The 24,029-nt window shown below is 46.4% G+C and carries 22 protein-coding genes; 19 read left to right on the plus strand and 3 right to left on the minus strand.

Features of this window, described 5'->3' with window-relative positions; genetic code table 11:
- Positions 1-32: 32 nt before the first annotated feature.
- Positions 33-1,769 carry a hybrid sensor histidine kinase/response regulator gene (locus tag NIA71_RS15985; protein ID WP_253020947.1) on the plus strand — a complete coding sequence of 579 codons (1,737 nt, stop codon included), beginning with the start codon at positions 33-35 and terminating at the stop codon, positions 1,767-1,769.
- A 37-nt stretch (positions 1,770-1,806) separates the two neighbouring features.
- On the opposite strand, the gene NIA71_RS15990 is transcribed toward NIA71_RS15985, so the two are convergent.
- Positions 1,807-2,877, minus strand: a complete 1,071-nt coding sequence (locus NIA71_RS15990; protein WP_148397631.1) for a CdaR family transcriptional regulator — start codon at positions 2,875-2,877, stop codon at positions 1,807-1,809.
- Between the two features lie 255 nt (positions 2,878-3,132).
- Between NIA71_RS15990 and NIA71_RS15995 the strand changes: the two genes are divergently transcribed.
- From NIA71_RS15995 to NIA71_RS16045, 11 genes are all read left to right on the plus strand, one after another.
- Positions 3,133-4,107 (plus strand): hypothetical protein, encoded by a 975-nt coding sequence (locus NIA71_RS15995; protein ID WP_148397630.1) that lies wholly within the window; start codon positions 3,133-3,135, stop codon positions 4,105-4,107.
- Positions 4,104-4,601: an RNA polymerase sigma factor gene (locus NIA71_RS16000; RefSeq protein WP_148397629.1), complete on the plus strand. Its 498-nt coding sequence runs from the start codon at positions 4,104-4,106 to the stop codon at positions 4,599-4,601. Before NIA71_RS15995 ends, NIA71_RS16000 begins: the two co-directional genes overlap by 4 nt.
- A 79-nt stretch (positions 4,602-4,680) precedes the next feature.
- The gene (locus tag NIA71_RS16005; protein WP_148397628.1) at positions 4,681-5,499 is read left to right on the plus strand and encodes a MerR family transcriptional regulator; all 819 of its coding nucleotides are present in this window, start codon (positions 4,681-4,683) and stop codon (positions 5,497-5,499) included.
- A 173-nt stretch (positions 5,500-5,672) separates the two neighbouring features.
- Complete coding sequence (locus tag NIA71_RS16010) at positions 5,673-6,680, plus strand: SPFH domain-containing protein (protein WP_227755444.1); 1,008 nt, start codon at positions 5,673-5,675, stop codon at positions 6,678-6,680.
- 15 nt (positions 6,681-6,695) lie between these two features.
- On the plus strand, positions 6,696-6,947 hold the full coding sequence (locus NIA71_RS16015; protein ID WP_336246071.1) for a hypothetical protein: 252 nt from the start codon (positions 6,696-6,698) through the stop codon (positions 6,945-6,947).
- A 156-nt stretch (positions 6,948-7,103) separates the two neighbouring features.
- Positions 7,104-8,483 (plus strand): aminopeptidase, encoded by a 1,380-nt coding sequence (locus tag NIA71_RS16020; protein ID WP_148397627.1) that lies wholly within the window; start codon positions 7,104-7,106, stop codon positions 8,481-8,483.
- A 42-nt stretch (positions 8,484-8,525) separates the two neighbouring features.
- Positions 8,526-9,032, plus strand: a complete 507-nt coding sequence (locus NIA71_RS16025; protein ID WP_148397626.1) for a DUF6933 domain-containing protein — start codon at positions 8,526-8,528, stop codon at positions 9,030-9,032.
- Positions 9,033-9,103: 71 nt separating this feature from the next.
- The gene (locus NIA71_RS16030; protein WP_148397625.1) at positions 9,104-9,673 is read left to right on the plus strand and encodes an N-acetylmuramoyl-L-alanine amidase family protein; all 570 of its coding nucleotides are present in this window, start codon (positions 9,104-9,106) and stop codon (positions 9,671-9,673) included.
- Positions 9,674-10,215: 542 nt separating this feature from the next.
- A complete protein-coding gene (locus NIA71_RS16035) occupies positions 10,216-10,932 on the plus strand; it encodes a B3/4 domain-containing protein (RefSeq protein WP_253020948.1) in 717 nt (238 codons plus the stop codon).
- A 191-nt stretch (positions 10,933-11,123) separates the two neighbouring features.
- Positions 11,124-13,262, plus strand: coding sequence for a GGDEF domain-containing protein (locus NIA71_RS16040; protein WP_253020949.1), 2,139 nt, complete (start codon positions 11,124-11,126; stop codon positions 13,260-13,262).
- A complete protein-coding gene (locus tag NIA71_RS16045; protein WP_253020950.1) occupies positions 13,252-15,204 on the plus strand; it encodes a bifunctional metallophosphatase/5'-nucleotidase in 1,953 nt (650 codons plus the stop codon). The genes NIA71_RS16040 and NIA71_RS16045 overlap by 11 nt, the downstream gene beginning before the upstream one ends.
- Positions 15,205-15,524: 320 nt before the next feature.
- Here NIA71_RS16045 and NIA71_RS16050 read toward each other — a convergent pair whose 3' ends face one another.
- Entirely contained in the window at positions 15,525-16,442 is a 918-nt protein-coding gene (locus NIA71_RS16050; RefSeq protein WP_148397620.1) for a D-2-hydroxyacid dehydrogenase, read from the minus strand.
- Between the two features lie 293 nt (positions 16,443-16,735).
- Here NIA71_RS16050 and NIA71_RS16055 point away from each other — a divergent pair, with 293 nt between their 5' ends.
- From NIA71_RS16055 to NIA71_RS16075, 5 genes are read left to right on the plus strand one after another with little or no spacing between them, the layout of a single operon-like run.
- Complete coding sequence (locus tag NIA71_RS16055; RefSeq protein WP_148397619.1) at positions 16,736-17,284, plus strand: DUF6506 family protein; 549 nt, start codon at positions 16,736-16,738, stop codon at positions 17,282-17,284.
- The gene (locus NIA71_RS16060) at positions 17,285-17,836 is read left to right on the plus strand and encodes a manganese efflux pump MntP family protein (protein ID WP_148397618.1); all 552 of its coding nucleotides are present in this window, start codon (positions 17,285-17,287) and stop codon (positions 17,834-17,836) included.
- Positions 17,837-17,851: 15 nt separating this feature from the next.
- The gene (rdgB, locus tag NIA71_RS16065) at positions 17,852-18,454 is read left to right on the plus strand and encodes an RdgB/HAM1 family non-canonical purine NTP pyrophosphatase (protein ID WP_148397617.1); all 603 of its coding nucleotides are present in this window, start codon (positions 17,852-17,854) and stop codon (positions 18,452-18,454) included.
- Positions 18,455-18,476: 22 nt separating this feature from the next.
- Complete coding sequence (locus NIA71_RS16070; RefSeq protein WP_148397616.1) at positions 18,477-19,355, plus strand: YihY/virulence factor BrkB family protein; 879 nt, start codon at positions 18,477-18,479, stop codon at positions 19,353-19,355.
- Positions 19,352-19,546, plus strand: coding sequence for a nucleic acid-binding protein (locus tag NIA71_RS16075; protein WP_148397615.1), 195 nt, complete (start codon positions 19,352-19,354; stop codon positions 19,544-19,546). Before NIA71_RS16070 ends, NIA71_RS16075 begins: the two co-directional genes overlap by 4 nt.
- An 826-nt stretch (positions 19,547-20,372) precedes the next feature.
- On the opposite strand, the gene NIA71_RS16080 is transcribed toward NIA71_RS16075, so the two are convergent.
- Positions 20,373-21,539 carry a 3-phosphoglycerate dehydrogenase family protein gene (locus tag NIA71_RS16080; protein WP_148397614.1) on the minus strand — a complete coding sequence of 389 codons (1,167 nt, stop codon included), beginning with the start codon at positions 21,537-21,539 and terminating at the stop codon, positions 20,373-20,375.
- A 126-nt stretch (positions 21,540-21,665) separates the two neighbouring features.
- Here NIA71_RS16080 and serC point away from each other — a divergent pair, with 126 nt between their 5' ends.
- Positions 21,666-22,754: a 3-phosphoserine/phosphohydroxythreonine transaminase gene (gene serC / locus NIA71_RS16085; protein ID WP_269477826.1), complete on the plus strand. Its 1,089-nt coding sequence runs from the start codon at positions 21,666-21,668 to the stop codon at positions 22,752-22,754.
- Positions 22,755-22,813: 59 nt separating this feature from the next.
- Positions 22,814-24,025 carry a cofactor-independent phosphoglycerate mutase gene (locus NIA71_RS16090; protein ID WP_148397612.1) on the plus strand — a complete coding sequence of 404 codons (1,212 nt, stop codon included), beginning with the start codon at positions 22,814-22,816 and terminating at the stop codon, positions 24,023-24,025.
- Positions 24,026-24,029 lie beyond the last annotated feature (4 nt).

Here is a 24,029-nt window from a genome sequence, read left to right on the forward strand (position 1 = left end):
GTATAATGAGCATATAGGATTCGGTGAACAAAATGAGAAAAATGAAAATACAGCAGAAATGGATGATTGCAATGGTTCTTGTCACCTTTGTCGGGGTAGGGATTTTTTCCTTTTACATCATTAAAAATTTGCAGGGAAACGCCAGAATTGTCAATTATTCGGGCATTGTGCGGGGCGCTACTCAGAAACTAGTGAAAGAAGAAATGTACGGGAAAGAGAATGACGATTTGATTGAGAGGTTGGACGGGATTCTGTATGATCTTCAGAACGGAGACGGTGAAAATCAACTGGAAAAAATGTCGGATGAACAGTTCAGCTTACTGCTGGAGCAAGTACAGCGTTCATGGGAAGAATTGAAGAAGGAAATTCTGCACGTCCGGGAAGGCGGCGGGCTGGAATCTCTCTTTCTCCAAAGCGAGGACTATTTCAATCTGGCGGACAAGCTGGTTTCCGCTGCGGAAATATATTCGGAAAAGCAGGCAAGACATGCCAGATTCTGGCTGATGAGCCTATACTTCATTTTGATTGTTCTTGTTGCTGTGACAGCAATTTATGGAATCCGACAGAAAAAAATGCGGGAAGAGCTGCTGCAGGCAGAAGCCGCCAGCAAGGAAAAAGGCAGCTTTTTGGCCAGAATGTCCCACGAAATTCGTACGCCGCTCAATGGGATTATCGGCATGACCAAAATTGGTATTGAAAGCCTGCCGGATGTGGAAAAGAGCGGACAGTGTCTGGCCAAAATCGATAAGGCTTCCAAATTTCTTTTAGATTTGATCAACGATATTCTGGACATGTCAAGAATTGAAAGCGGCAAGACCGTTCTCCTTAACCGGACATTTCATCTTTCCGAAATGCTGGATGACCTGCGGGAACTCTTTGCAGATCAAGCCAAAGAAAAGCAGCTTGACTTTCTCATTTGTCAAGACAATCTGGACCAGGGGGCGGATCTGGTAATGGCTGATGAGCTTCGTACCCGGCAGATTCTGATTAATCTGCTGTCCAATGCAATGAAATTCACTCCCCAAAAAGGCAAGGTACGCCTGGATGCAGAAAGCCTGAACCAAGGCGATGGGGAGCCTCTCATACGCTTTACAGTTGCAGATACAGGAATCGGTATGCCGGAAGAATTTATGAGCAAGATGTTTGAGCCTTTTGAACAGCAGAATTCTTCATCCCTGATTTATCAGGGAACTGGTTTGGGCCTTGCCATCAGCTTCCGGCTTGTCGAACTGATGGAAGGCACGATTTCAGTGACGAGCAAAATAAACGAAGGCACGGTGTTTACCATTGATCTTCCTCTAAAACAGGCTGGAGAAGAGGATACAAAAGAAAACAGTGCAAATGTGTCCAATCAGGCTGAAATGGGCTTGTTAAAGGGCGCGCATATTCTATTTGCCGAGGACAATGAACTTAATGCCGAAATTATCGAATATCTTCTGCAAAACGCAGGCGTACATACTTCCCATGCATGGGACGGCGAACAGGCGGCAGCAATGTTTCTGGAACAAGAACCGGGAAACTTTGACCTGATTCTGATGGATGTTCAAATGCCCAAGATGAACGGATTAGAAGCCGCAGAAAAAATCCGCAAAAGCGGGCACGGCAATGGGGCGGAGATTCCGATCATTGCCCTGACAGCAAATGCGTTCAGCGAGGATGCAAAGGAAGCGATGGAGAGAGGAATGAATGGGTATCTTGCAAAACCTATCGATAACCAGGAGCGGTACCATGCGCTTGCAGCGCAAATAAAGAAGCACGACGGAAAATAAGGGTGCGGGAGATGAGCAAAGGGTTTCAGACGCAGCACTAGCCTTTTTTCAGCCACTGAGCAGTCATCGCCAGAACAAAGGCATCTTTCAGGATCCGCGGATCGCGGCCGGTCTTTCGGAGGATTTTATTGATTTTGTATTGGACGGTATTTTTGTGCACAAAGAGTTCTTTGGCAATGGCATTGACGGAGCCGTTGCAGCGAATATAGACGTCCATAAAATCAGAGAACTCTTCTTTTTCCTGGGCTGACAGCGAGGAAAGGGTTTGGCGGCAAAGCAGCTCTTTGTATTCCGGATCCACATCGTTTAAGATAAGCTCGGAAATACAATCTTCGTAAAAGAAGCATCCTTGCTGGTTATGTTTCAAATTCATCAGTTTTTTTGCCTGGCGATAGGAACGGCGAACACCGGTATAATCCTCCTGGGTTCCTCCCACTGCGCACAAAAATGGATCGATGCCGGAATAGCGCGCGGCTTTTTTTACAAAAGATAAGACTTGATCCGCAGAAGAAACCGCGCAGATTAGTATACCCACATCGCTGTTCTGTGCATGAAGGACGTTTTTTTCCTTCAAATCTTCCGCATCTGCAAGTATAGCTGCCGGACGGACCAGACACACCGCATAAGGTGCTTCGGCGGGAAGACCGTATTCGGCCATCGATTCCTTGAAGCCAGGGGCAAACTCAAGCGGCTGCAGATTGATCCATTCGTTGACAAAGAAAAGGCGGGCCTGCTCCTGCTGATTTTTTTTGTGGTAAGAAAAAAGGTCCATCAACAGGATCTCGGTCATTTTTTTTAAAACCTTGCCGTATTTCATCACTTCTGATACCTTGCCGGTGATACCAATTACGCCGATGATTGTTTCGTTTAGAAAAATAGGAAGATTGATTCCTTTGCGGCAGCCCTGATACTGTCCGTCTTCATAAACGGCCAGCTCATCCAGGCCCTGGCGGATGATACGGAAAGCGCCTTCATGAAACATGCCTATCCGGTCAGGATTGGTGCTGGCCAGAATCGCCCCCTTTTCATCCATAATATTGATGTCGTAATCCAAAATCATACTGATCTCACGGATGATCCGCGCTGCTGTGTCCTTTCCCAGCCTCATAACTTCTCCTCCTGTAAATTCAGATTGTTAAAGGCATTATATAATGAAACCGGGCTGGGAACAAGCTGACGCCGCTTTTTTATCATGCATGTCATAACACGTTTTTTAGAAGGCAGGGGCATAACGGTTATTGCCCCGCCGCCAGATGGCAGCATAGGAGGCAGGATGACTGATGAAAAAATGTTGTAACTTTTTGCGCTTGTGGCGTATTAATCAATGAAACGTTTCAAATAAAAACAAGGAGTGTGTATTGTTATGGTTGAAAAAAAAGAGTTAGGGCTTCAAAGAATGGATCCCGGAGAGGCAGAAGATCAAAAGTTTCTTCTGCTGGCGAAAAAAATACGAAGACGCCGGATGATAGCCGCATCCATCTTAGTCTTTGTTACAGCGTTTCTGACTGTGTGTATTGTAAATTATAAAGCGGCGGGCAGAAGTGTATCGCCGCCGATTGTGATCAGCCGCGACGGAGTGGATAATGGACAGACCAGCACCATGATCTACTATTCTTTGGGATTCAAACAGGTGGCATACGAATCTAAATATGGAAAGAATTACAGCCAGCGGCTCTGGCTTTGGGAAAACGTTGAAGAAAATCCGGAGGTTCTGACAGGACAGCAATATCAGCAGCTAACAGACCAGCTCACAAAGCGCAATGGGCAGAAACCCGCGTATTCCGATTATTTTCAATGCTTTCAGACCTTTGATGCATCTATCTTGGATGTGGAAAAAGACAAAGATCAGTATACGATTTACATGAAAGGTGCAGTTTATTCTTTTTTGGAATATAAGGGCCAAGTATACGAAAATGTTGATGGGGACCCCCAGTCCGCATATAATGGGGGTGAACAGCAGCCGATGATCGTATCGGCGGTTTGGGACGGCAAGAATCTGCAAGTGGAGCAGGTAAAAGAATACAAGTTGGGGGATGCTGGAAGCGCTGCGATCTATGAACATTTCCCAAAACCAGTTGCAATCCGTCTGAATGCTTCGATTGAAGGGCAGAGCGATGAAGGTCAGAGCGCTGTTGAGCGGAGTAGAATGAAAGCTGCCGCCTATTTTGGCAAGCAGGTGGCAGATGGTACCTACCTATTTCTCAACGATGAAACTTCGGAGGCAGAGTTGTATCGTATTGTGCCGGACAAATGGAAGAAGGGCAGCCAAGCCGGCCCTTGGGAAAACGATGAGCTGGTTGAAAAAAAGCCGCTTGCAGAACTAAAGGAGCAAAGATGAAAGGGTTTGACCAGATTTACACAACGTATTATTCGGCGCTCTACGGATTTTTATTGAGACTGACTGGCAGCGATCCTCTTCTTGCGGAAGAATTGACGCAGGAAACCTTTTATCAAGCATTTATTTCCATTCACCGATATAACGGCAAGTGCAAATTTTTTACCTGGCTCTGCCAGATCGCCAAGAACAGCTACTTTAAGTACTTGAAAAAACACAAAGAGGTATCGGTTGATTTTTCCCGATTGGGAGAAGAGCTGGTTTATGATCGCGCTGCCAATACAGAACAACTTTGTGAAGCCAGGCTTATGAAGGAAGAGCTGCGGAGCGCCGTGGAGGGACTGAAGAAGCAGCAGAAAGACGTTATTATCCTGAGGATTTATTTTGAGCTTTCTTTTAAAGAGATTTCAAGAACTCTTGGAATAACGGAGGGCTCAGCAAAAGTAACTTATCATCGCGGCAAAGCGGCTTTGCAAAAAAAACTGACAAAAGGTTAATCATATGCTTGACTCTAACACTATGAAAGACCGTATCCTATAAATGAGCTCACAAAAACGCATATGCGAGGTAAAGGAAATGTTAAAAATAGGAGATTTTTCAAAACTATCAAGAATCAGCATCCGCATGCTGCGCCATTACGACGAAATGGGACTGTTAAAACCAAAATGGATTGATCCGGCTACCGGTTACCGTTACTACGGCGAAGAGCAGCTGCCGCTGGCTGGCCGCATTGGTGCCTTAAAATCAATGGGATTCAGCCTGACGATGGTGCTGGAATTGCTGAAAAAATACGATGATGTTCAGGCCCTTAGAGAATATCTGGTATTAAAGCGGGTGGAACTGCAGGAAAACCTGGATGCCATGAATCAGCGCCTGCGGATCCTTGATAATGCCATCGTGCGATTAGGAAAGGACGGCGAAACGATGAAATATAATGTAACTTTAAAGACAATGCCAAAGCGATATGTTGCCAGCTTACGAAAGGTGATACCGGCTTACGATCAGGAGAGCATCCTCTGGCAGCAAATGTACGAAGAAACAAAAGGCATGAATGTGCAGACGGCAGAACCCAGCTGCAGCCTGGCTCTCTTTTATGATGAAGGCTACAAAGAACAGGACGTGGATGTGGAAATCCAAATAACGGTAAAGGGACGTTACGCCGATACCGATCATGTCAAGTTCAAAACCGCCCCTGAGTGCCGGATTGCTTCTGCAACCTACAAAGGCAGCTACACCAAGCTGACGGAAGTCAACGCGGCTGTAGCCAACTGGGTGAAGGACAACGGCTATGCCTTCGATGGGACTTCGTTCTGTATCTACCATGTTAGCCCGGCAGAAACGCAAAATCCGGAGGAACTGGTGACCGAAGTCTGCTTCCCCATAAAAAAACAATAACCCAATTTGATCCGCATTCAGCGGCAGTGATCTGCGTAAAGGTATCAGCCATCCTTTGCGCAGATCTTTTTTTGCGCGGCAATCTTAAAAATTCTATTGACAATCCATAATAATGTGATATTATTTTGATATCAAATAAATATTGAACTGTTAATGAAGAAATGGAGAAAAAAATGAAAAAGAATGCGGTGAATATGAATAATGAAATTGAAGAAAAAATATTAAAGCCGTTTAACGGCATGGCAATGCTGGTTATTTTGATTCTGGTCCTGCTGGCCTCCATCGCAGTTATGATCTTTGGAATTGCCCAGGAGCTGGTGGTACCAATTGTTGCTGCAGTGATCGTATTCTGTCTGGTGTGCATACTCTTTGCCGGACTGAAAGTCATCAATCCCAATGAGGCGCTGGTCCTTACTTTATTCGGTGAATACTATGGGACGATTAAAAGCCATGGATTCTTCTTTGTAAATCCCTTTGCTACGGGCCGCAATCCGGTGGCGGAAAAACAAGGAGCGCCGGAAGGCCTGCTGGAAGAATTCAATGACAGCAACAAAAAGGGTTCCAAATCAAAGAAGGCTTCCATGAACAAGAAGGTTTCCACAAAGGTACTCACCTTTAACAACGGCACCCAGAAAGTAAACGATGCTATGGGTAATCCGATCATCATCGGGGCCATTGTCGTATGGAAGGTGCAGAATCCAACCAAGGCTGTTTTCAATGTGGATGATTATTTCCAGTATCTGTCCACCCAGTGCGACTCTACGATTCGAAACATTGCCAGATTGTATCCTTATGACAATATGGAGGATACGGACACAGATGAAAAGACTCTGCGGGGCAGCAGCCAGGAGATTGCCGATACGATGAAAGAAAAACTGCAGCTGCGGGTAAGCGATGCGGGCCTGGAGATTATTGAAGTGAGAATTACGCATCTGTCCTATGCGGAAGAAATTGCCGCCGCTATGCTGCAGAGGCAACAGGCATCGGCCATCATCGCAGCCAGACAAAAGATCGTTACCGGGGCAGTAGGCATGGTAAAATCAGCGCTGGATCAGCTGGGAGAGGAAGATATCGTTCTGCTTGATGAAGAACGAAAAGCCTCCATGGTCAGCAATCTGCTGGTGGTGCTCTGCGGAAATAAAGAGGCGCAGCCCATTGTCAACAGCGGAACCATCTATTAATCGAGGCCTGGGCAAATGAAAGAAGAACTGGACTTAAAAGAACAGCAGCTGCAAAAAAAGCTGGAAAAGCTGGCGGCGCTGGAAAAGGAAATCAAAGAGCGAGAGAAAAAACTCAAAGAGTCCGAGAAAAAGAAAAAGCAAATTCTGCTGAGGATCGCACCGTCCCTGTGGGATGAAATTGCAAGATGGGCGGAAGAGGATTTTCGCTCCATCAACGGCCAGATTGAATATCTTCTGGCAGAGTGTGTAAAGAAACGTAAAAAATAAACGAATAAAGAGCGGATCGCGGCATGGGGGAGAAAAAGGCCGGGGAATCTGCTCTTTTCATGTTTATTTTTTGAGAAGAAATGATATACTGAGGATATCTGCATACTAAGAACGAGGGAATTTTTTATTTTAGATTGATAAGGAGAGACGAATAGAATGTATAAGGAAAACGCATGGGAAAAATATACGGACCAGCAGTTAAAAGCGGTTATGGAATTTAATGAAGGCTATAAGGATTTTCTGACCAAAGGAAAAACGGAGCGGGCCTGCATAAAGGAAGCAACCGCCCTGGCGGAGAAGAGAGGATTTGCCGATTTAAAGGATGTCATCGGCCAGCAGCGGCAGCTGAAGCCGGGCGATAAGGTCTACGCATTGAACAGAGGCAAAAACATCGCGCTCTTTGTGATCGGGGAAAAGCCCATTGAAGAGGGCCTTCGCATCCTGGGAGCTCACGTGGATTCTCCGCGTCTGGACCTAAAGCAGAATCCTCTATATGAAAGTGAAGGCTTTGCGCTTTTGGATACCCACTATTACGGGGGTATTAAAAAATACCAGTGGGTTACCATTCCCCTTTCGCTCCACGGAGTCGTGGTAAAAAAAGACGGCACAAAGATTGAACTGGTCATCGGTGAAGATGAAACGGATCCGGTTTTCGGTGTCAGTGATTTATTGATTCACCTTTCTCAGGAACAGCTAAAAAGTACGGCGGACAAAGTGATCGAGGGAGAGAATCTGGATGTGACCATCGGCAACATTCCGCTAAAAGGAGAAGAAGAGAATAAAGTAAAGGCAAATATTCTCCGCATTCTGAAGGAAAACTACGATATCGAAGAGGAGGACTTCCTCAGCGCCGAAATTGAGGTAGTACCAAGCGGAAAAGCCAGAGACTGCGGTCTGGATCGCAGCATGGTCATGGGTTATGGCCACGACGACCGGGTGTGTGCATATACCTCACTGGCGGCAATCCTGGAAGTGGAATCCTGCCAATATACCAACTGCTGCTTCCTGGTGGATAAGGAAGAGATCGGAAGCATGGGCGCGACAGGAGCCCAGTCGGTCTTTATGGAAAATACCATAGCCGAACTGCTGGCTTGCATGGGCGACCAGTCCCAGGTGAAAATTCGCAGGGCATTCAGCAATACCAAGATGCTTTCCAGCGATGTGAGCGCGGGAGTGGATCCGCTGTATGTAAATGTGAGTGAAAAGAAAAACGCCGCTTATCTGGGGCAGGGGGTCGTTTTCAATAAATACACCGGGGCCAAGGGCAAGAGCGGCTGCAACGATGCCAATCCCGAATATATCGCCCAGCTGAGAGGAATTCTCGATGAAGCAAACATCAACTATCAGACTGCCGAATTGGGAAAAGTGGACCAGGGCGGCGGCGGCACTATCGCCTATATCATGGGCAACTACAATATGGATGTTATTGACGCCGGCGTTGCAGTGATGAATATGCATGCACCTTGGGAAGTGGTCTCCAAAGCAGATGTGTACGAAGCCTACCAGACATATAAGGCATTCCTGGCAAACGCATAAGCACGCGTCTGAAATCAGCAGTTTTAAGAGAGGAGAACGTTTATGCAGCTGGGAATTACCATCCCCATGGAGCGATTTTTTAAGATGAAAAAGCCGCCTTACGGCAAGAAGGCCGACGATCTGTTCTGCTGGGAATTGCATGTGATCATGCTGCAGGGACGGCCTTCGCTGATCGGGGTCAACTGCGGAACCCGGTTTTCCTTTGTGCTTTGCGGGATCGGTCCGCAGGATCGGGATCGGCTGGAACTGCTGGCGGAGCGGGAAATCTGTGATAGCTTTCTCGAAGCGGGACTGACCGAAGGGGAGATTGAAGCCTACCTGGATATGGCCGGAGCAATGGAGGTTACCAAAACCCATGGGCGCAGCCAGGTGGCTTATTTGAACAAAGCAGTGGAACTGGTATTGTGGAACGATATCGCCGTTGATGGGGCCAGCGCGCGCCAGCCAATTCTCAATGATATTCTCAATCGTACGCCGACGAAATGTACCGGCGATTCGGAGCTGGAGAGGCCTGTGGACCGGCTGCTGGAAAAGTTGGAGAACTTATAGCCATATTTTGTTATGGCGCAAATTTCTTTTTATTCGCATACACTAAATAGAATAAAAAGGAGGAATATGCTATGGCAATTAAAATATTTGTCGATCAGGGGCACAACCCGCAGAATCCCAATGCCGGAGCTGAGGCCAATGGAGTAAGAGAGCAGGATATCACGTATGATATCGGCGTTCGTCTGGCAGCTCTTCTGGGAAATGATCCCAATTTCGAAGTCCGCCTCTCAAGAAATTCTCCGCAAGAGCAGCTGGGAACCAGTAATGCCACCAGTCTGCAGGCCAGAGTTTACGAGGCAAATACTTGGGGCGCGGATTTTTTCATCAGTTTGCACTGTAACTCCAGCAGCAATACGTCTGCCAGCGGCAGTGAGGCATATGTATACAGTGAAGGAACCCAGGCTTACACTATGGGACAGCGGATTTTGGAAGGCCTCCACGACATGACCGGACTGGCCAATCGAGGTGTCTTTATCAGACCAAGTCTCTATGTGCTGCGGGCCACATCTATGCCGTCAGTTTTAGTGGAAATGGGTTATATCACCAATTTGGGAGATTTGTATCTATTGACTAACGATCCGGAAAGCTTTGCCCGCGGAATTTATCGAGGCATTCGTCTTTATTACGGATTCGTTCAATAAAAGATCGTATAAGAGCACATGTTTCATGTTCGCACCTTTTTTGCCGATTATGTAAAAAAGGTGCGAGCTTTATTTAAGCCTCGTCCAGCCGAGTATCACTGTTTTCATGGGGCAGCCCTTAAATAAAATCCAATAAAAAACCGGTAAGAACTCTTACCGGAAAAAATATAAGGATATATTTGTTTGAATCAATGATCTACAGAGTGCCTTTGTGAATGCACTCGTCAATCATTTCCGCACAAGCCATAACTTCTTCCTTAAATGCACGTATGCCTCTAGCGAAAACATTTTTCTTCGTAGCATTACTCATGATATCCCTCTTTTCTGTTGCTACTAATTCTTATGAGCTCATTATAGTGCTTAATTTGCTGGATGTCAAGGGGCAAAAATGATTAGTTTGCTTAAAAGCTTGTCAATTTTATAGAATTATTTTGAAAAAACGCCGGTGATATCAAATCCGGCGCTTTGACTTGCTGTGAGGTCAGCCGATATGGTAGAATGGCAATGTATTTGATAAACAAAGGACGAAAGAGAGGTGACATATGTCGAAGTTTATAATAGAAGAAGGCTTTTGGGAGCTGTTCCCGCAAGCTGAAATTGCAGTCATCCTCGTTAAGGGGATTGATAATACGGAAGAATCGGCAGAGCCGGTAAGATCGGACATCTTGCAGTTGCTGGAAAACGCCAATAAAAACGCCAATCAATTTATCCTCAAAGAACCCATCAGTGAGAACGAAGTGATCGCTGTCTGGAGAGAGGCTTTTAAAAAATTCAAAACCAAAAAAAGCGCCAGATGCTCCATTGAGGCTCTCTTAAAGCGGATACAAAAAGGAAAAGAGGTTGGGTGTATTAATCCGCTGGTCGATCTTTATAATTCTGTTTCTTTAAATTATGGACTACCTTGCGGCGGAGAGGATATCAATACGTTCGCAGGCGATCTGCGTCTGACAATTGCGGAAGGAGGAGAGTCATTTCTGGCCTTGGGCGACGAACAATATGATGATGCGCTTGCGGGGGAGGTTGTATATAAGGACGATGAGGGAGCTGTCTGCCGCTGCTGGAACTGGCGGGACGGACAGCGCACTATGCTGACGGAGGATACAACGGATGCCTTTCTTATCATTGAATCCGTGGATCCGGCAAGAAGCGGGGACTTAGCGGCAGCAGCTCGGGACTTGGCCGAACTATCCTGCAGATTTCTAGGCGGTTCGAGCAGGATTGAGCATTTGAACATCGATCATAAAGAAATAAGTCTATAGCATTTGAACAAAGAAAGAGAGAAATAGATGGATAGAGACCGAAATCAGTCTTTCTATCGTAAATATATACTCCTGGCTTTTGTGTTGTGTCTGTGTTTTTTAGCTACTAGCTTAATCTTTCTCTTTTACATGATGCAGCAAAACAACAAAGAAAATGTGGAATATATAAAGGCTGACGCAGATCAGAAAAAATGACGATCGTCAAGCAAGTACAGGGTGATATTCAGACTTTAGAGGGAATATCCGTTTGCATTCGAGGTGTAGCCGTCAACAACTCGAATGAGATGTCCAACATTATGCAAGAAATCAACAACGGCAACTCCTTTATTCGTATGGGTGTTGCGGACACTGACGGAGTTGTGCAGTTATTTGATATCGGCGGTAAACTCAATGAGCCGATTAATCTGGGCGAAGAACTATTTTTTCAAAAGGCGCTTGCCGGCGAAAGCAGTATTTCAGCCACGACTGAAGACCCTTTTTCAGAAGGGGAATACATTAATTATTATGCAGTTCCAATTAAGGATAAAAACAAACAGGTTTTCAAAATTTTGTGTGCGGTCAATCCTGCCGATACCCTTGCAAATATTATCAATAGTCCTATTTTCAAGGGGGCAGGTTGCTCCAATATTATGAATCAGAATGGCCAATTCGTAATACGTGCCAGAGGATCTTCCGCAGAGAAGATGGATGCCCGCTCTTTAGATGATATGAAATTCCTAACAAAAGAACAGAAACAAAAACTGATGAATGCGTTGAAAAAGGGAGAGGAGACTAGCTTAACGTATAAAGAGAACGGCCAAGAGCAGATTTCCATCGCTGAACCGATTGGAATCAATGGCTGGTCAATTACAGGTGCCGTTCCAAAGGCGGTGATTAAACAGAGATACAGTCAGACCGCCATAGGTGTGTCTGCGATTATTTTTACAGCTCTTTGTATTTTCTTGCTGCTGCTCTATCAACAGCAGAAAATCATGCACCGCAATGAAAAATCGTTGAGAAACTTGGCTTATGTGGATCAGCTGACTGGCTGCAGCAATTTTTCCAAGTTCCTTTTGGATGCAGGGGACTTTGTGCAAAGAACAGAACAATATGCTGTCTGGTATTGTGATTTGAAAAACTTCAAGTATTTTAACGATATTTTTGGCTATAAAGCTGGTGACAGCGTCTTGCAGGCACTGGCACAGCAATTCAAAAAATACGAGAACCGGGAATTTTTGTTTTGCCGTGTATCGGCAGATAATTTTACCGGTATACGAACTTATGACAATAGAACCGAGCTGGAACAATGGTTTGATGAACTAGCGGGATTGAGACACGTTGACGGGTCAGATGTTTTGGAAAAAGATTTTATCCACCTGTCTATGGGGTTTTACTGCCCGCGGACTGGGGATGAAAAGCGATCGATCAATGATATGGTAAATCGGGCAAATATGGCTCAAAACTCGGTAAAACAGCTGCCAGGCAACCAGTGCGCCTTTTTTACCGACCAAATTCGATTACAGGCCCTAAAGGAGACGGAGATCGAGTCCGATGGCAAGATCGGTATCAATGCCGGTCAGTTCATAGCGCATTTTCAACCAAAAGTGAATATCCAAAAAGGGAATCGTATTGTTGGTGCCGAAGCGCTGGCACGTTGGAAGCATCCTGAGAAAGGAATGATACCACCTGATGAATTTATTCCCATCTTTGAGAAAACCGGATTGATCGCGGAGCTGGACCGATCTATATTTTGTGAAGCATGCCGCTGGCTGCACAGCTACTTGGCAGAAGGAAACCAGCCGATCAGCATTGCGGTTAATGTTTCAAGGCTGGGTCTTTTGGAGCCGGACTTCATTGAATATTACACAAAGGTCAAGGAACAATATCAAATACCGGACAATGTTTTACAACTGGAATTCACAGAGAGCCTTGCACTTGGTGATGACGATATGTTTAACCATATCGTCCGTATACTGCAGAGTAAAGGGTTTACTTGTTCGTTGGATGATTTCGGATCAGGTTATTCTTCGCTCAATGTACTTAAAAATTTACCAGTGAGTGTTTTAAAGCTGGATATGCTGTTTTTTCGCAAGAGTGTAGATATCAAGAGAGAGAGGATTGTCGTATCCAATATCATCAATATGGCGAGGGAACTTAAGATTAAAACCATTGCTGAAGGGGTGGAAAATACAGAAACGGTTGACTTTCTAAGAGCAGCAGGCTGTGATGTGATCCAGGGATATATTTTTTCAAAACCATTGTCACAGGAGGAATTTGGCTGCTTAATACGAGAAATGGGAGACAGAGCCATGCCCCTGTGTGGCGAACGAGAGGATACAAATGAAAAATAGAATCGTTGGGATAGCACTCTTATTCTTGCTGCTGACCGCAGGAACTTCTTTTGTGTGGGCGGCGGAATCAGAAAGAGACGATGTGCAGGGCGGGAAGAAAGAAATTTCGATTATTTTCTCCCACGATATGCATTCTCATATGGATGCTGAAAAAATTGTCAAAAACGGAGTCGCTGAGATGAGAGGCGGCTTTGCAAAACTCCAAACCCTGGCTGAAAAAATTCGAAAAGAATATCCAAACAGTTTTATGCTGGATGGGGGTGATTTTGCCATGGGTACGCCGTATCAGACCATTTATTCTACCCAGGCGTCAGAGCTGCGGATGATGGGCGCGCTGCAATATGATGCAACGACCTTTGGCAACCACGAATTTGATTATCGGGCGGGTGGACTGGCGAATATGCTGCAGGCAGCAGTCAAGTCGGGAGAACGGCTGCCTCTGATCCTGTCTGCCAACATAGATTGGGAAAGATCGCTTGCGGATGAAGACAAAAAGGCGGCGGCATCCCAGTTAAAATCTGCATGCGATGCATATGACGTCAAACCCTATTCGCTGATTGAGAAAGGCGGCATTAGGATTGCGGTCTTCGGGCTTTTAGGGAAGGAAGCGGACGAATTCGCACCTGAAAGCGGTCTCTATTTTAAAGAGCCGGTTGAGACGGCAAAGACAATCGTAAACGAGATAAAGCAGGGTGAAAAGGCGGATGCCATCGTGTGTCTCTCCCACAGCGGAACCAATGAGAATCCGGATAAATCGGAGGACGAAATTCTCGCAAGGGAAGTACCGGATATCGATGTGATTATCAGCGGTCATAGTCATACAGAGCTGGCGGAGCCGATTGTGGTCGGCGATACGATATTGGCTTCCTGCGGAAGCTATACGTATAATTTGGGCCACTTAGTATTGGAAAAAGGCAGCGACGGTACTGCCCATCTAAAAAATTATGAACTGCTTCCCCTGGATGGCCGTGTTAGAGAGGACCAATCGATTGTAACCCGACTTGCCGGATTTGAGAAACTTGTGGATCAAGAGTATTTTTCTCAGTTTGGATTTCACATGAAGGATGTTTTGGCAAAAACCGATCAAGCCTTTACAGATATTGAACAATTTGCAATGGATCAGGGGGAAGACACGCTGGGAAATTTGATTGCCGATTCTTATCTTTATGCGGTATCTCAAGCTGAAGGAGTTCAGGCCCGGCCCGTGGATGTAGCGGTGGTTCCGGCCGGTGTAGTGCGGGCCTCTTTTGGTGAAGGGCCGATTACAGCAGCTGATGCCTTCAATGTACTCTCTTTGGGGTACGGAAAGGATAAAATAACCGGATATCCTCTGGTGAGCGCCTATCTGACAGGGAAGGAGCTGAAAGCGGCTGCTGAGGTAGATGTTTCGGTGTCTAATATTATGCAGGTGGCGCGGCTATATATGAGCGGGCTGGCATACAATTATAACCCCAATCGGCTCTTTCTCAATCGAGCTACGGATGTTCGCAGGGATTTGGGAAACGGAACCTATAAAGAGCTAGAGAATGATGAACTTTATCGGGTTGTTGCTGATTTATATTCCTGCCAGATGCTTGGATCAGTCAAAGAGAAGTCTTTCGGTCTCTTGTCCATTGAGCCTAAGGATGAAGAGGGACAACCAATTAAAAATTTCGAAGATCATATTATTTATCATGGCGACCATGAATTGAAAGCATGGTATGCAATGGCTTCTTACTTGAAATCCTTTGATGATGGGACTGTGCCGGACCGTTACCACAAGCTCCAGGGCCGTAAAGTTGAGATGAATAGTCTCAGTCCGGTAGAGCTGCTAAAGCAGCCAGGGAAGGTTTTGTTCATGGCTGCGGGAGCGCTTCTTTTGCTGACAGCGGTCATTGTTATGGTTGTCCGTCTGCTTCTGCGCAGAAAAAGGCGACACGCCATTGGTTCTGCGGGTGAATAGATATTTACAAAAAAGTATATTGATCTATTTCTATTCGAAATCCAGCAATTTGCTGGCAATGTCCATATAAATTCGGTCTTTTAACGTGAAATTTGATTTAAACTCAAGTGCTTTCGTATAAGCTAGCGCAAACTTCTAAGTATAAAATATGAATAAGCCGCAATTTGGTCCTATCCAATCTGCCAGAAACAAAAAATATCCCATTTTTATATGGACAAGCACTCTATTTGTGCCTGTTTCGAATAGAAATGGGAAAAATTTTTGTTTATTGATGGAAATAGCTTTTCGGATATTTGCTAAGGATTAACAGAACATAAATTTTATTTCAAGTCCACCCGATTGAGCGTTCCGCCTTGCAGAAAACTGTTCAAATTGTCCGCTAATGTCCGGCAGATGATGCTACGCATCTCTTCCGGGGCCCAGGCCATATGAGGCGTAATGATGCAGTTGGAAAGCTTCAGTAAAGGGTTTGCTGCTGCAGGCGGTTCCTGTGACAGCACATCTACGGCAGCTGCACTGAGACGACCTGCGCGGAGGGCATCTGCAAGGGCAGTTTCATCGATCAATCCGCCTCTGGCTGTATTAATCAGAATCGCACCCGGTTTCATTTGTCCGATAAAATTCGCATCCACAAATCCTGCGTTTTCTTTTGTCAGCGGACAATGAAGGGAAACGAAATCGCATTTCATTGCTGCCTCTTTATCGCGGCTGTACACATGAACGCTCATCCCCAGAGCTTTGGCGATCTCCGCCACTTTTTTCCCAATCTGACCATAGCCGACGATCCCCAGGGATTTGCCGGACAGCAGCATCACCGGCGCTTTCCAATAACAGAAGTACTTACAGTTTGTCCATTCTCCGCTTTTTACTGAATCATTGTGAAGGCCCACATTGTTGCATAACTCAAGGATTAAAGCGATGGTATGCTGTGCCACTGCTTCCGTTGAATAGGCAGGAATATTAGTGACAGCAATGCCCAATTCTCTTGCAGCATCCACATCGATGTTATTATAACCGGTGGCAGTTGAACCAATATAGCGTAAATTGGGGCATTGCTGCATAAACTCTTTTGTAACAGGGCATTTACTGGTCATAAGAATTTCTGCGTCGCCGATGCGTTCCAGCGCTTCTTCAGGCCGGGTGGCATCGTAAACTGTCAGATCGCCGATTGCTTCGAGCGCATCCCAAGAAAGATCGCCCGGATTGATTGTATGTCCGTCAAAAATAACAATTTTCAAGATTATTATCCCTCCTCATGAATTTTACAATGGCTATTTTACACCATGAGGATTGGAAAGTCCAGGAACATTGTGGTATAATGAACGCACCATTTATTGCGGCGTTGCCGCAAGGAAGCGTTCATTGAAATGTGCTGCGACGTAGCTTGCACATTATAATGGTTCCACCATTTAGAAGCGGCGTTGCCGCAAGGAAGCGTTCATTGAAATGTGCTGCGACGCGGCTTGCACATTATAATGGCAGCACCATTTGATGCGGCGTTGCCGCAAGGAAGTATTTAGTAGGAGGAAGTATGTTTAAGTATGCATTCATTGAAAACGTTCCGGGGAGCAGCCCGGAAACTTATTCGTTCGTCTATGAGAATGACGAGAGCTATAGTCTGGTAACCGGAACAAGTTCCTTTGAGATGACCGAAGAACTGGCGAAAAAGCTGGATCAGGAAGGCTATGATTTGATCGATTTGTGCGGCGACTTCGATGATGAAGCGGTTGCAAAGCTTTCCAAGTCCTTCACCGGAGAAATGGGCATCACCCATGCGGATTATCTGCCCGATGAATTGGTTAAAATAGAAGCGCTGGATTCTCTGAAAGAGTATGGCATTGTCATCGTAATGGATGGAGTTGAAGTAACTCAGAAATTCAGTCTTAAAAGCGAAGAGTGCAATACCTATGTCCGTTTTACGAAGGATCTGGACGCAGCTAAAGCGGCGGCAAAGGAACTTGTTTCTCTGGGCGTGGATTTCATAGAGCTGTGCAGCTATTTTGACAAGGAAAAGACGCAGGCAGTGATTGGAGCTATCGAAGGGAAGGTTCCTGTAGGATCGTGCGGTGATTTGGCATAAATGGGATTCATTGAAGTAGCCCTGATCGGGGTAGGGCTTGCCATGGATGCGGTTGCGGTGTCCATGACGAATGGGATGATTTACAAAAATTTAAAGTCTGTGGATTACATAGGAATGCTGGCTTTTTTCGCTGGCTTTCAGATGCTGATGCCGGTGGTAGGCTACTATGCGGGGAGCCTTTTTGCCGGGATTATGAGCGCATGGTCCGGACTTGTAATCCTGCTGATTTTGGGGATTATCGGCGGTAAAATGATCAAGGAAGGCGTTGCGCACCTAAAAGAACATCAGATGCCCAAAAACCGGGTTTTGACCTTAGGGATCTTACTTTTTCAAGCTATTGCGACCAGTATTGACGCGTTGGCCGTAGGGCTGGGGTTCAGCTTTCTGGGCGTTCCCATCGGAGCCGCGGCAGCGGAAATCGGGATCATAACGGCAATCATGGTGATGATTTCCATATATGTAGGCCGTAAATTCGGTGATCTTTTAGGCAGCAAAGCCGAAATTTTAGGTGGAACAATATTAGTAATCATTGGGATAAAGGCAATACTATAACTGAGAGGTAGTAATATGGGCATAATTGTAGCAGCTTCAAAAAATCACCATAAAATTAAAGAAATTGAGGCTATAACAAAAGAATTCGGCATGGAGATCGTTGCTAGAGATAAGGCAGGCGTTGCTGATATAGAAGTGGAAGAAGACGGAACCACCTTTGAAGAGAATTCCTATAAAAAGGCGTATGAGATCATGAAACTCTGCAATGAGATTACAATTGCCGATGACTCCGGACTGGAAGTGGACTGTCTGGATGGTGCGCCGGGGGTCTATTCTGCTCGCTTTGCAGGAATAGACGGCGACGATCAGGCCAATAACGATAAGCTGAAGGATTTGATCAAAGATGTGCCTTATGAAAAAAGAACCGGCAGATTTGTTTCAGTAATTACCATGGTGTACCCAGACGGTGATACCATCGTCGCACGGGGAGAAGTTGAGGGCCATCTGGTGCTGGAGGAAAGAGGACCTAATGGGTTTGGATATGATCCTCTTTTTGTGCCGCTGGGCTATGACATTACCTTTGGAGAATTTGAGCCTGACGCAAAAAATCAAATCAGCCATAGAGCGAATGCGCTGAAAGATTTGAGAAGGCAGCTGGAAGCAAGGGCGGCAAAATAATTGAGAAAGAGACGAGTGTAGCATGAGACAACGGTTATTGCAAATGACATTTTTAGGGATTAAGCAATTCAGAGATCCATATTATCAGGGATTTGCCGCGCAAATCTCGTTCTACCTGCTGCTTTCCATTGTGCCCATGTTTTTGCTGCTGACCCAAATTCTGGGGTACTTTCATTTGCCTTTGAACAATCAGTATGTAGTCGAATGGATCAGTAAATACACTGGAGAACAGCTTTCCGGAATGCTGCTCAATTTGATTCAATTCTCTTCGGCGGGCGCAGGCAACATTGTATTTTTGTGTGTCGCTTTGTGGGCGGCGTCCCGGGCGCAGTTCGCGATTATGCGGATTACGAATTATACGTTTACAGAAGGCAAGAATACGGGGAAAGGATACTGGAGAGAACGGCTGCGGGCTGTCAGAACTATGATCGTAACGTTGTTTACGATTGCATTTGCGCTGCTCATTTTGGGCTACGGTGATCTGCTTTTGCGGACCGTGGTGAAGCTCTTCGATCTGGATGCGGATAAGTATATCAATAGCATTTGGATGTACCTCAGATGGCTGCTTGGTCTGGCCCTGTATTTTTTGATGGTCAGCTACAATTATTATATACTGCCTACCAATAGGGTGCCTTTTAGAAAAATTTTGCCGGGGAGTGTGTTTGCCTCTGTGGGCATGCTGCTTGTGACCCTGGTCTATGCAAAATACACCAGCAGCGTTGCCAATTACGACATTATCTATGGAGCACTGTCATCCATTGTCGCAGTTCTGTTTTGGTTTTATTTCCTGGCCTGGGTCCTTTGCCTGGGAATTTTAGTTAACAAGGTGTGGGATGATACTACCAGCTTCAGCAAGAGAAAGCCGGTGGAACATCCATCCATGAGGAGGAATGAAAAATGAGAAAATGTTTAAGATGCGGAAAAGAAATGATCGAAGGTTATTCCATCCGTGAAGACTCGGAAGCCGCGGAAATCCAGCTGGTGGAGAGCGAAGAATTGCTGGCGAAACGAATCCGACCTAAAGTGGCGGTATGTCCTGGGTGCGGTGAAGTTTCCGTGTACATAGAAAATATTGAAAAGCTGCAAAAATAAAGCAGGCCTCTTGTAAAAGGGCGGGATGGGTGGACAGATATCAAAAGATTAACTTTTTGGTTTTTTGTATCTGTTCTTCCCATTTGAAGACCCTGCTCGGGCCTGATTTCGAGATTTTGTGATGAAGCTTGATAAAAACTGAAAAATAAGGGGTGTAAAGCTGCATTTTGGGATACGAAAAGCGGCTTTTTTCTTTTTTGAATCGAGCTTGGCCCTGATGGGTGGAAGGAGTTGGCAGGATGCCGGCCGCAGCCTGGAAGCAGTTGGAGATAGGCTGTGGGGATTTTTCGGGAAAAAACTGAAACAGAATTTTACTTTTTACGCAAGTTCCAAGGGCCAAGCACTCTCAAATTCGCAATGAGGCCGTACAGGCCGAAAGCTGCCGGGATCCGGCCCCGCAATCCTACAACTTTGCGAAAAGAATGCAGATTTTTACAGAAATTTACCGGAATGCGGAAGTCTGCCGCAGCTCGAAGGCAGGAGGCCGACTTTTCACTATTTTATCGCTGTCAACTGCTAATGCCTCATCCAGCGATGATTTTAGCCGCTTTTCGGGCCGTTTTTATCGATGGATAGGGGAGAATTACCCCTACTGCCAAGTTTTTTTACCGGCAGCGATAAAAAATTATCGCAATCCGGGAGAAAACCCCCTAGGCAGCGATGATTTCCCGAAAACCAGCTCAAGCGGCCCCTGGGGCCGCCCTCCTTTAACATCCCCCCACCTTTGAAAGCATTGAAAAATTGCACTAATTTTGAAAAAGCTGCAAAATTAGTGCAATCTCCGGTGCCAGGCGACTGCTCGAGAAGCAGGTCGCTTATATAAAACTTATTTGATAACTCTTATTGAAATGATCGCTTCATCATCCAGCTTGGATTTCAGATCCGCTTCTGCCACATCTCCGGAGAGCTCAAGAAGCGTATAGGCGTAATCCCCTTTGCTTTTATTGATCATATTTTCTACATTCAGCCCCATATCTGCAAAGATACCGGTAATCTGACCTAAAATAGAAGGAACATTCTTGTGTATGACGCAGACCCGTGTCGACCCGGGGACGATTGGTCCTAGATTGCAGGCCGGGAAGTTGACCGAGTTGGTGATGTTGCCGTTCTCAATATAATCCATGATCTGATCCACCGCCATAGATGCGCAGTTGTCTTCCGCCTCAGCAGAGGAAGCTCCCAAATGGGGAAGTACGATGACATTATCAAAGGTAATCACTCGATCATCCGTAAAATCAGTAACATATTTCTTTACTTTTCCGGCAGCCAGCGCCTTTTCAAGATCATCATCATTGATGAGCGTGTCTCTGGAATAATTGAGGAAGACCACGCCGTCTTTCATTTTATTGAAAGCGTCTTCATTGATCATCCCCTTTGTATCAGCGACAGCCGGAACATGAATGGTTATGTAATCACAGTGGGGATATAAATCCTTCAGATCATCGACGATCTTTGCCGTATTGGACAGGCCGTGGGCAGCCTTGACCGTCAGATACGGATCATAGCCGATGACATCCATACCCAATTTTTCCGCCGCATTGGCAACCAGCACGCCGATTGCGCCCAGGCCGATGACACCCAAGGTTTTGCCTTTAATCTCCGTACCAGCGAATTGCCCTTTGCCCTTTTCGACAGCTTTACCCACGCCTTCCGTACCGGCCAGAGTCTTTGCCCATGCCAGAGCGTCGGGGATGTTTCTTGCGGCCAGGACCATTCCTGCCAGAACCAGTTCCTTTACTGCGTTGGCGTTGGCTCCCGGTGTGTTGAAGACAACGATACCTTCTTGTGCACAGCGGTCCAGAGGAATATTGTTGACGCCGGCTCCCGCACGGGCGATGGCCAGCAGGCTGTCTCCGAATTCCATATCGTGCATGGCCTGGCTTCTGACCAGAATGCCGTTTGCTTCATCTGTATTGTCAATTACCGTATAATCATCGGTAAGGCGGGAAAGTCCTACCGGTGAAATTTTGTTCAGGGTCGCGATTTTGTACATGGTTTCACCTCTCTATAAAATTGAATTATCCTAAATTATAGCACTTTACCATGAGGCAGTAAAGTGATATAATAGGAAATCATGAATTTGTTGAATTGACTCAAGTAGCTTATGGAGGTGACGAATTTGAGCAATAATAGAGCATATAATTTCTCGGCAGGCCCGTCGATGCTGCCGCTTTCCGTGATCGAAAAGGTAGCCGCAGATCTGCCCAATTATAAAGGGTGCGGAGAATCCGTAATGGAGATGAGCCATCGTTCCAAGGAGTTCAAAGCAATCCTGGCGGATGCGGAACAGGACCTGCGGGATATTATGAACATTCCGGACAATTATAAAGTTATGTTCCTTCAGGGCGGAGGTACGCTGCAGTTTGCCATGGTGCCCCTTAACCTGCTGAGAAAATCAGGAAAAGCCGATTACATCATCACCGGCTCCTGGGCTAAGAAAGCCGCTAAGGAAGCGAAAAAATTCGGAGATATCAAGATTGTAGCATCTTCCGAAGAATCCACATTCTCCTACATTCCGGAAGTGAAGAGAGAAGACTTTAGAGATGATGCGGATTATGTACATATCACCTATAATAATACCATTTACGGGACCCATTACCCATACATCCCGGATACAGGCGACATCCCACTGGTAGCGGACATGTCCTCCTGCATCCTTTCTGAAGAGATCGATGTTTCCAAATTCGGCCTCATCTATGCGGGCGCGCAGAAGAACGTAGCGCCGTCAGGCGTTACCATCGTCATCATGAGAGAAGATCTGATCGGCTTTGCCAAGGATACGGTTCCCACTTATCTGGATTACAAAGTCCATGCAGAGAACGATTCCGCATACAATACACCCAACTGCTTCGGCATCTATGTGGCCGGAGAAGTGTTCAAACACATCAAGGAAATCGGCGGAGTCGCGGCCATGCACAAGCTGGATGAAGAAAAGGCTGCCAAGCTGTACAAATATATCGACGAAAGTGAACTGTATACTTGTCCGGTAAGGGAAAAGGATCGCTCACTGATGAATGTGGTGTTCGTCACAGGCGACGAAGCATTGGACAAGAAATTCGTAGCAGAAGGAAAAGCCTGCGGCCTGCACAACCTGAACGGACACCGGTCCATCGGCGGAATGAGAGCCAGCATTTACAATGCTATGCCGCCGGAAGGAGTGGATACGCTCATTGAATTCATGAAGAAGTTCGAAGCCGAAAACAAGTAAACGTAAACCGGGCTTCCCCTCACAAGAAGGGAAGCCTTTGACATTTTAGGAGGAAAAGCATGAAATATTTGATCTTGGTTCCCGATGGAGCAGGAGATGAAAAGGTCGATCAGCTGGGCGGGAAAACCCCGCTGGAAGCTGCCGATCTGAATATGACCAACCAGCTGGCCGCAAAAGGAATGGTGGGTATGGTAAAGACTATCCCCCCTGGAGTGGCGCCTGGTTCGGATGCGGCCAATCTTTCCGTAATGGGGTATGATCCGGCTGTTTATCTGACAGGAAGGTCGCCTCTGGAGGCAGCCAGCATCGGCATCAACATGTCCGATACCGATGTTGCCTTTCGTACCAACATCGTCACATTGACAGGGGAAGGCGACTACGAAGACCTCATTATTACCGATCACAGTTCGGGAGACATTACCACGGAAGAAGCGGATCAGCTGATCCAGGCAGTCAACGAAAAGTTTGCCGATGAGAATATCCGCTTTTATACCGGAGTCAGCTACCGCCACTGCATGATCGTTCATAACGGCTCTACCGATTACGAGCTGACGCCGCCTCACGACGTGCTGACCCAGAAGGCGGGCGACCATCTGCCAAAGGGCGAGGGCAGCGACTTTATCACTAAAATGATGAAGGAAAGCTATGAGCTCCTGAAAGACCATCCGGTGAACAAAGACCGGATCGCCCGCGGGCTCAATCCGGCCAATTCCCTGTGGATCTGGGGCCAGGGCAGAAAACCGAGTCTGTCCTCCTTCTACGATAAATACGGCATTACAGGAACCGCCATTTCCGCCGTCGACCTGATTAAAGGTATCGCCATCTGCGCGGGGCTGAATTCGGTGGACGTGGAAGGCGCAACCGGCACCCTTCACACCAACTTTGAAGGAAAAGCAGCCGCGGCTATCCGGGAATATAAGGATGGAAAGGATTTCGTATACATGCACTTGGAAGGGCCGGACGAATGCTCCCACCAGGGCGATCTTGAAGGAAAAATTCAGTGCCTGGAATCCATCGACCGCAAGGTTCTCACGCCCATCGTGGAATATTTCCGCCAGGCTGGCGAAGATTTCCGGGTTCTCATCGTTCCTGACCATAGAACGCCCCTGGCGATCCGCACCCACTCGGCGGATCCGGTTCCATATGTGATTTATGACAGCAGAAAAGAACAGCCTGAGGATAGAGAACGTCAATTCAACGAAAAATCCGGCGCAAAAGGACAGTACATGGACAGCGGTTTTGCTCTGGCGGATTTCTTCTTTGAAAAATAGGAGA

Origin of the sequence: Ihubacter massiliensis (genome assembly GCF_024125305.1) — a bacterium.
GTDB lineage: Bacteria > Bacillota > Clostridia > Peptostreptococcales > Anaerovoracaceae > Hominibacterium > Hominibacterium faecale.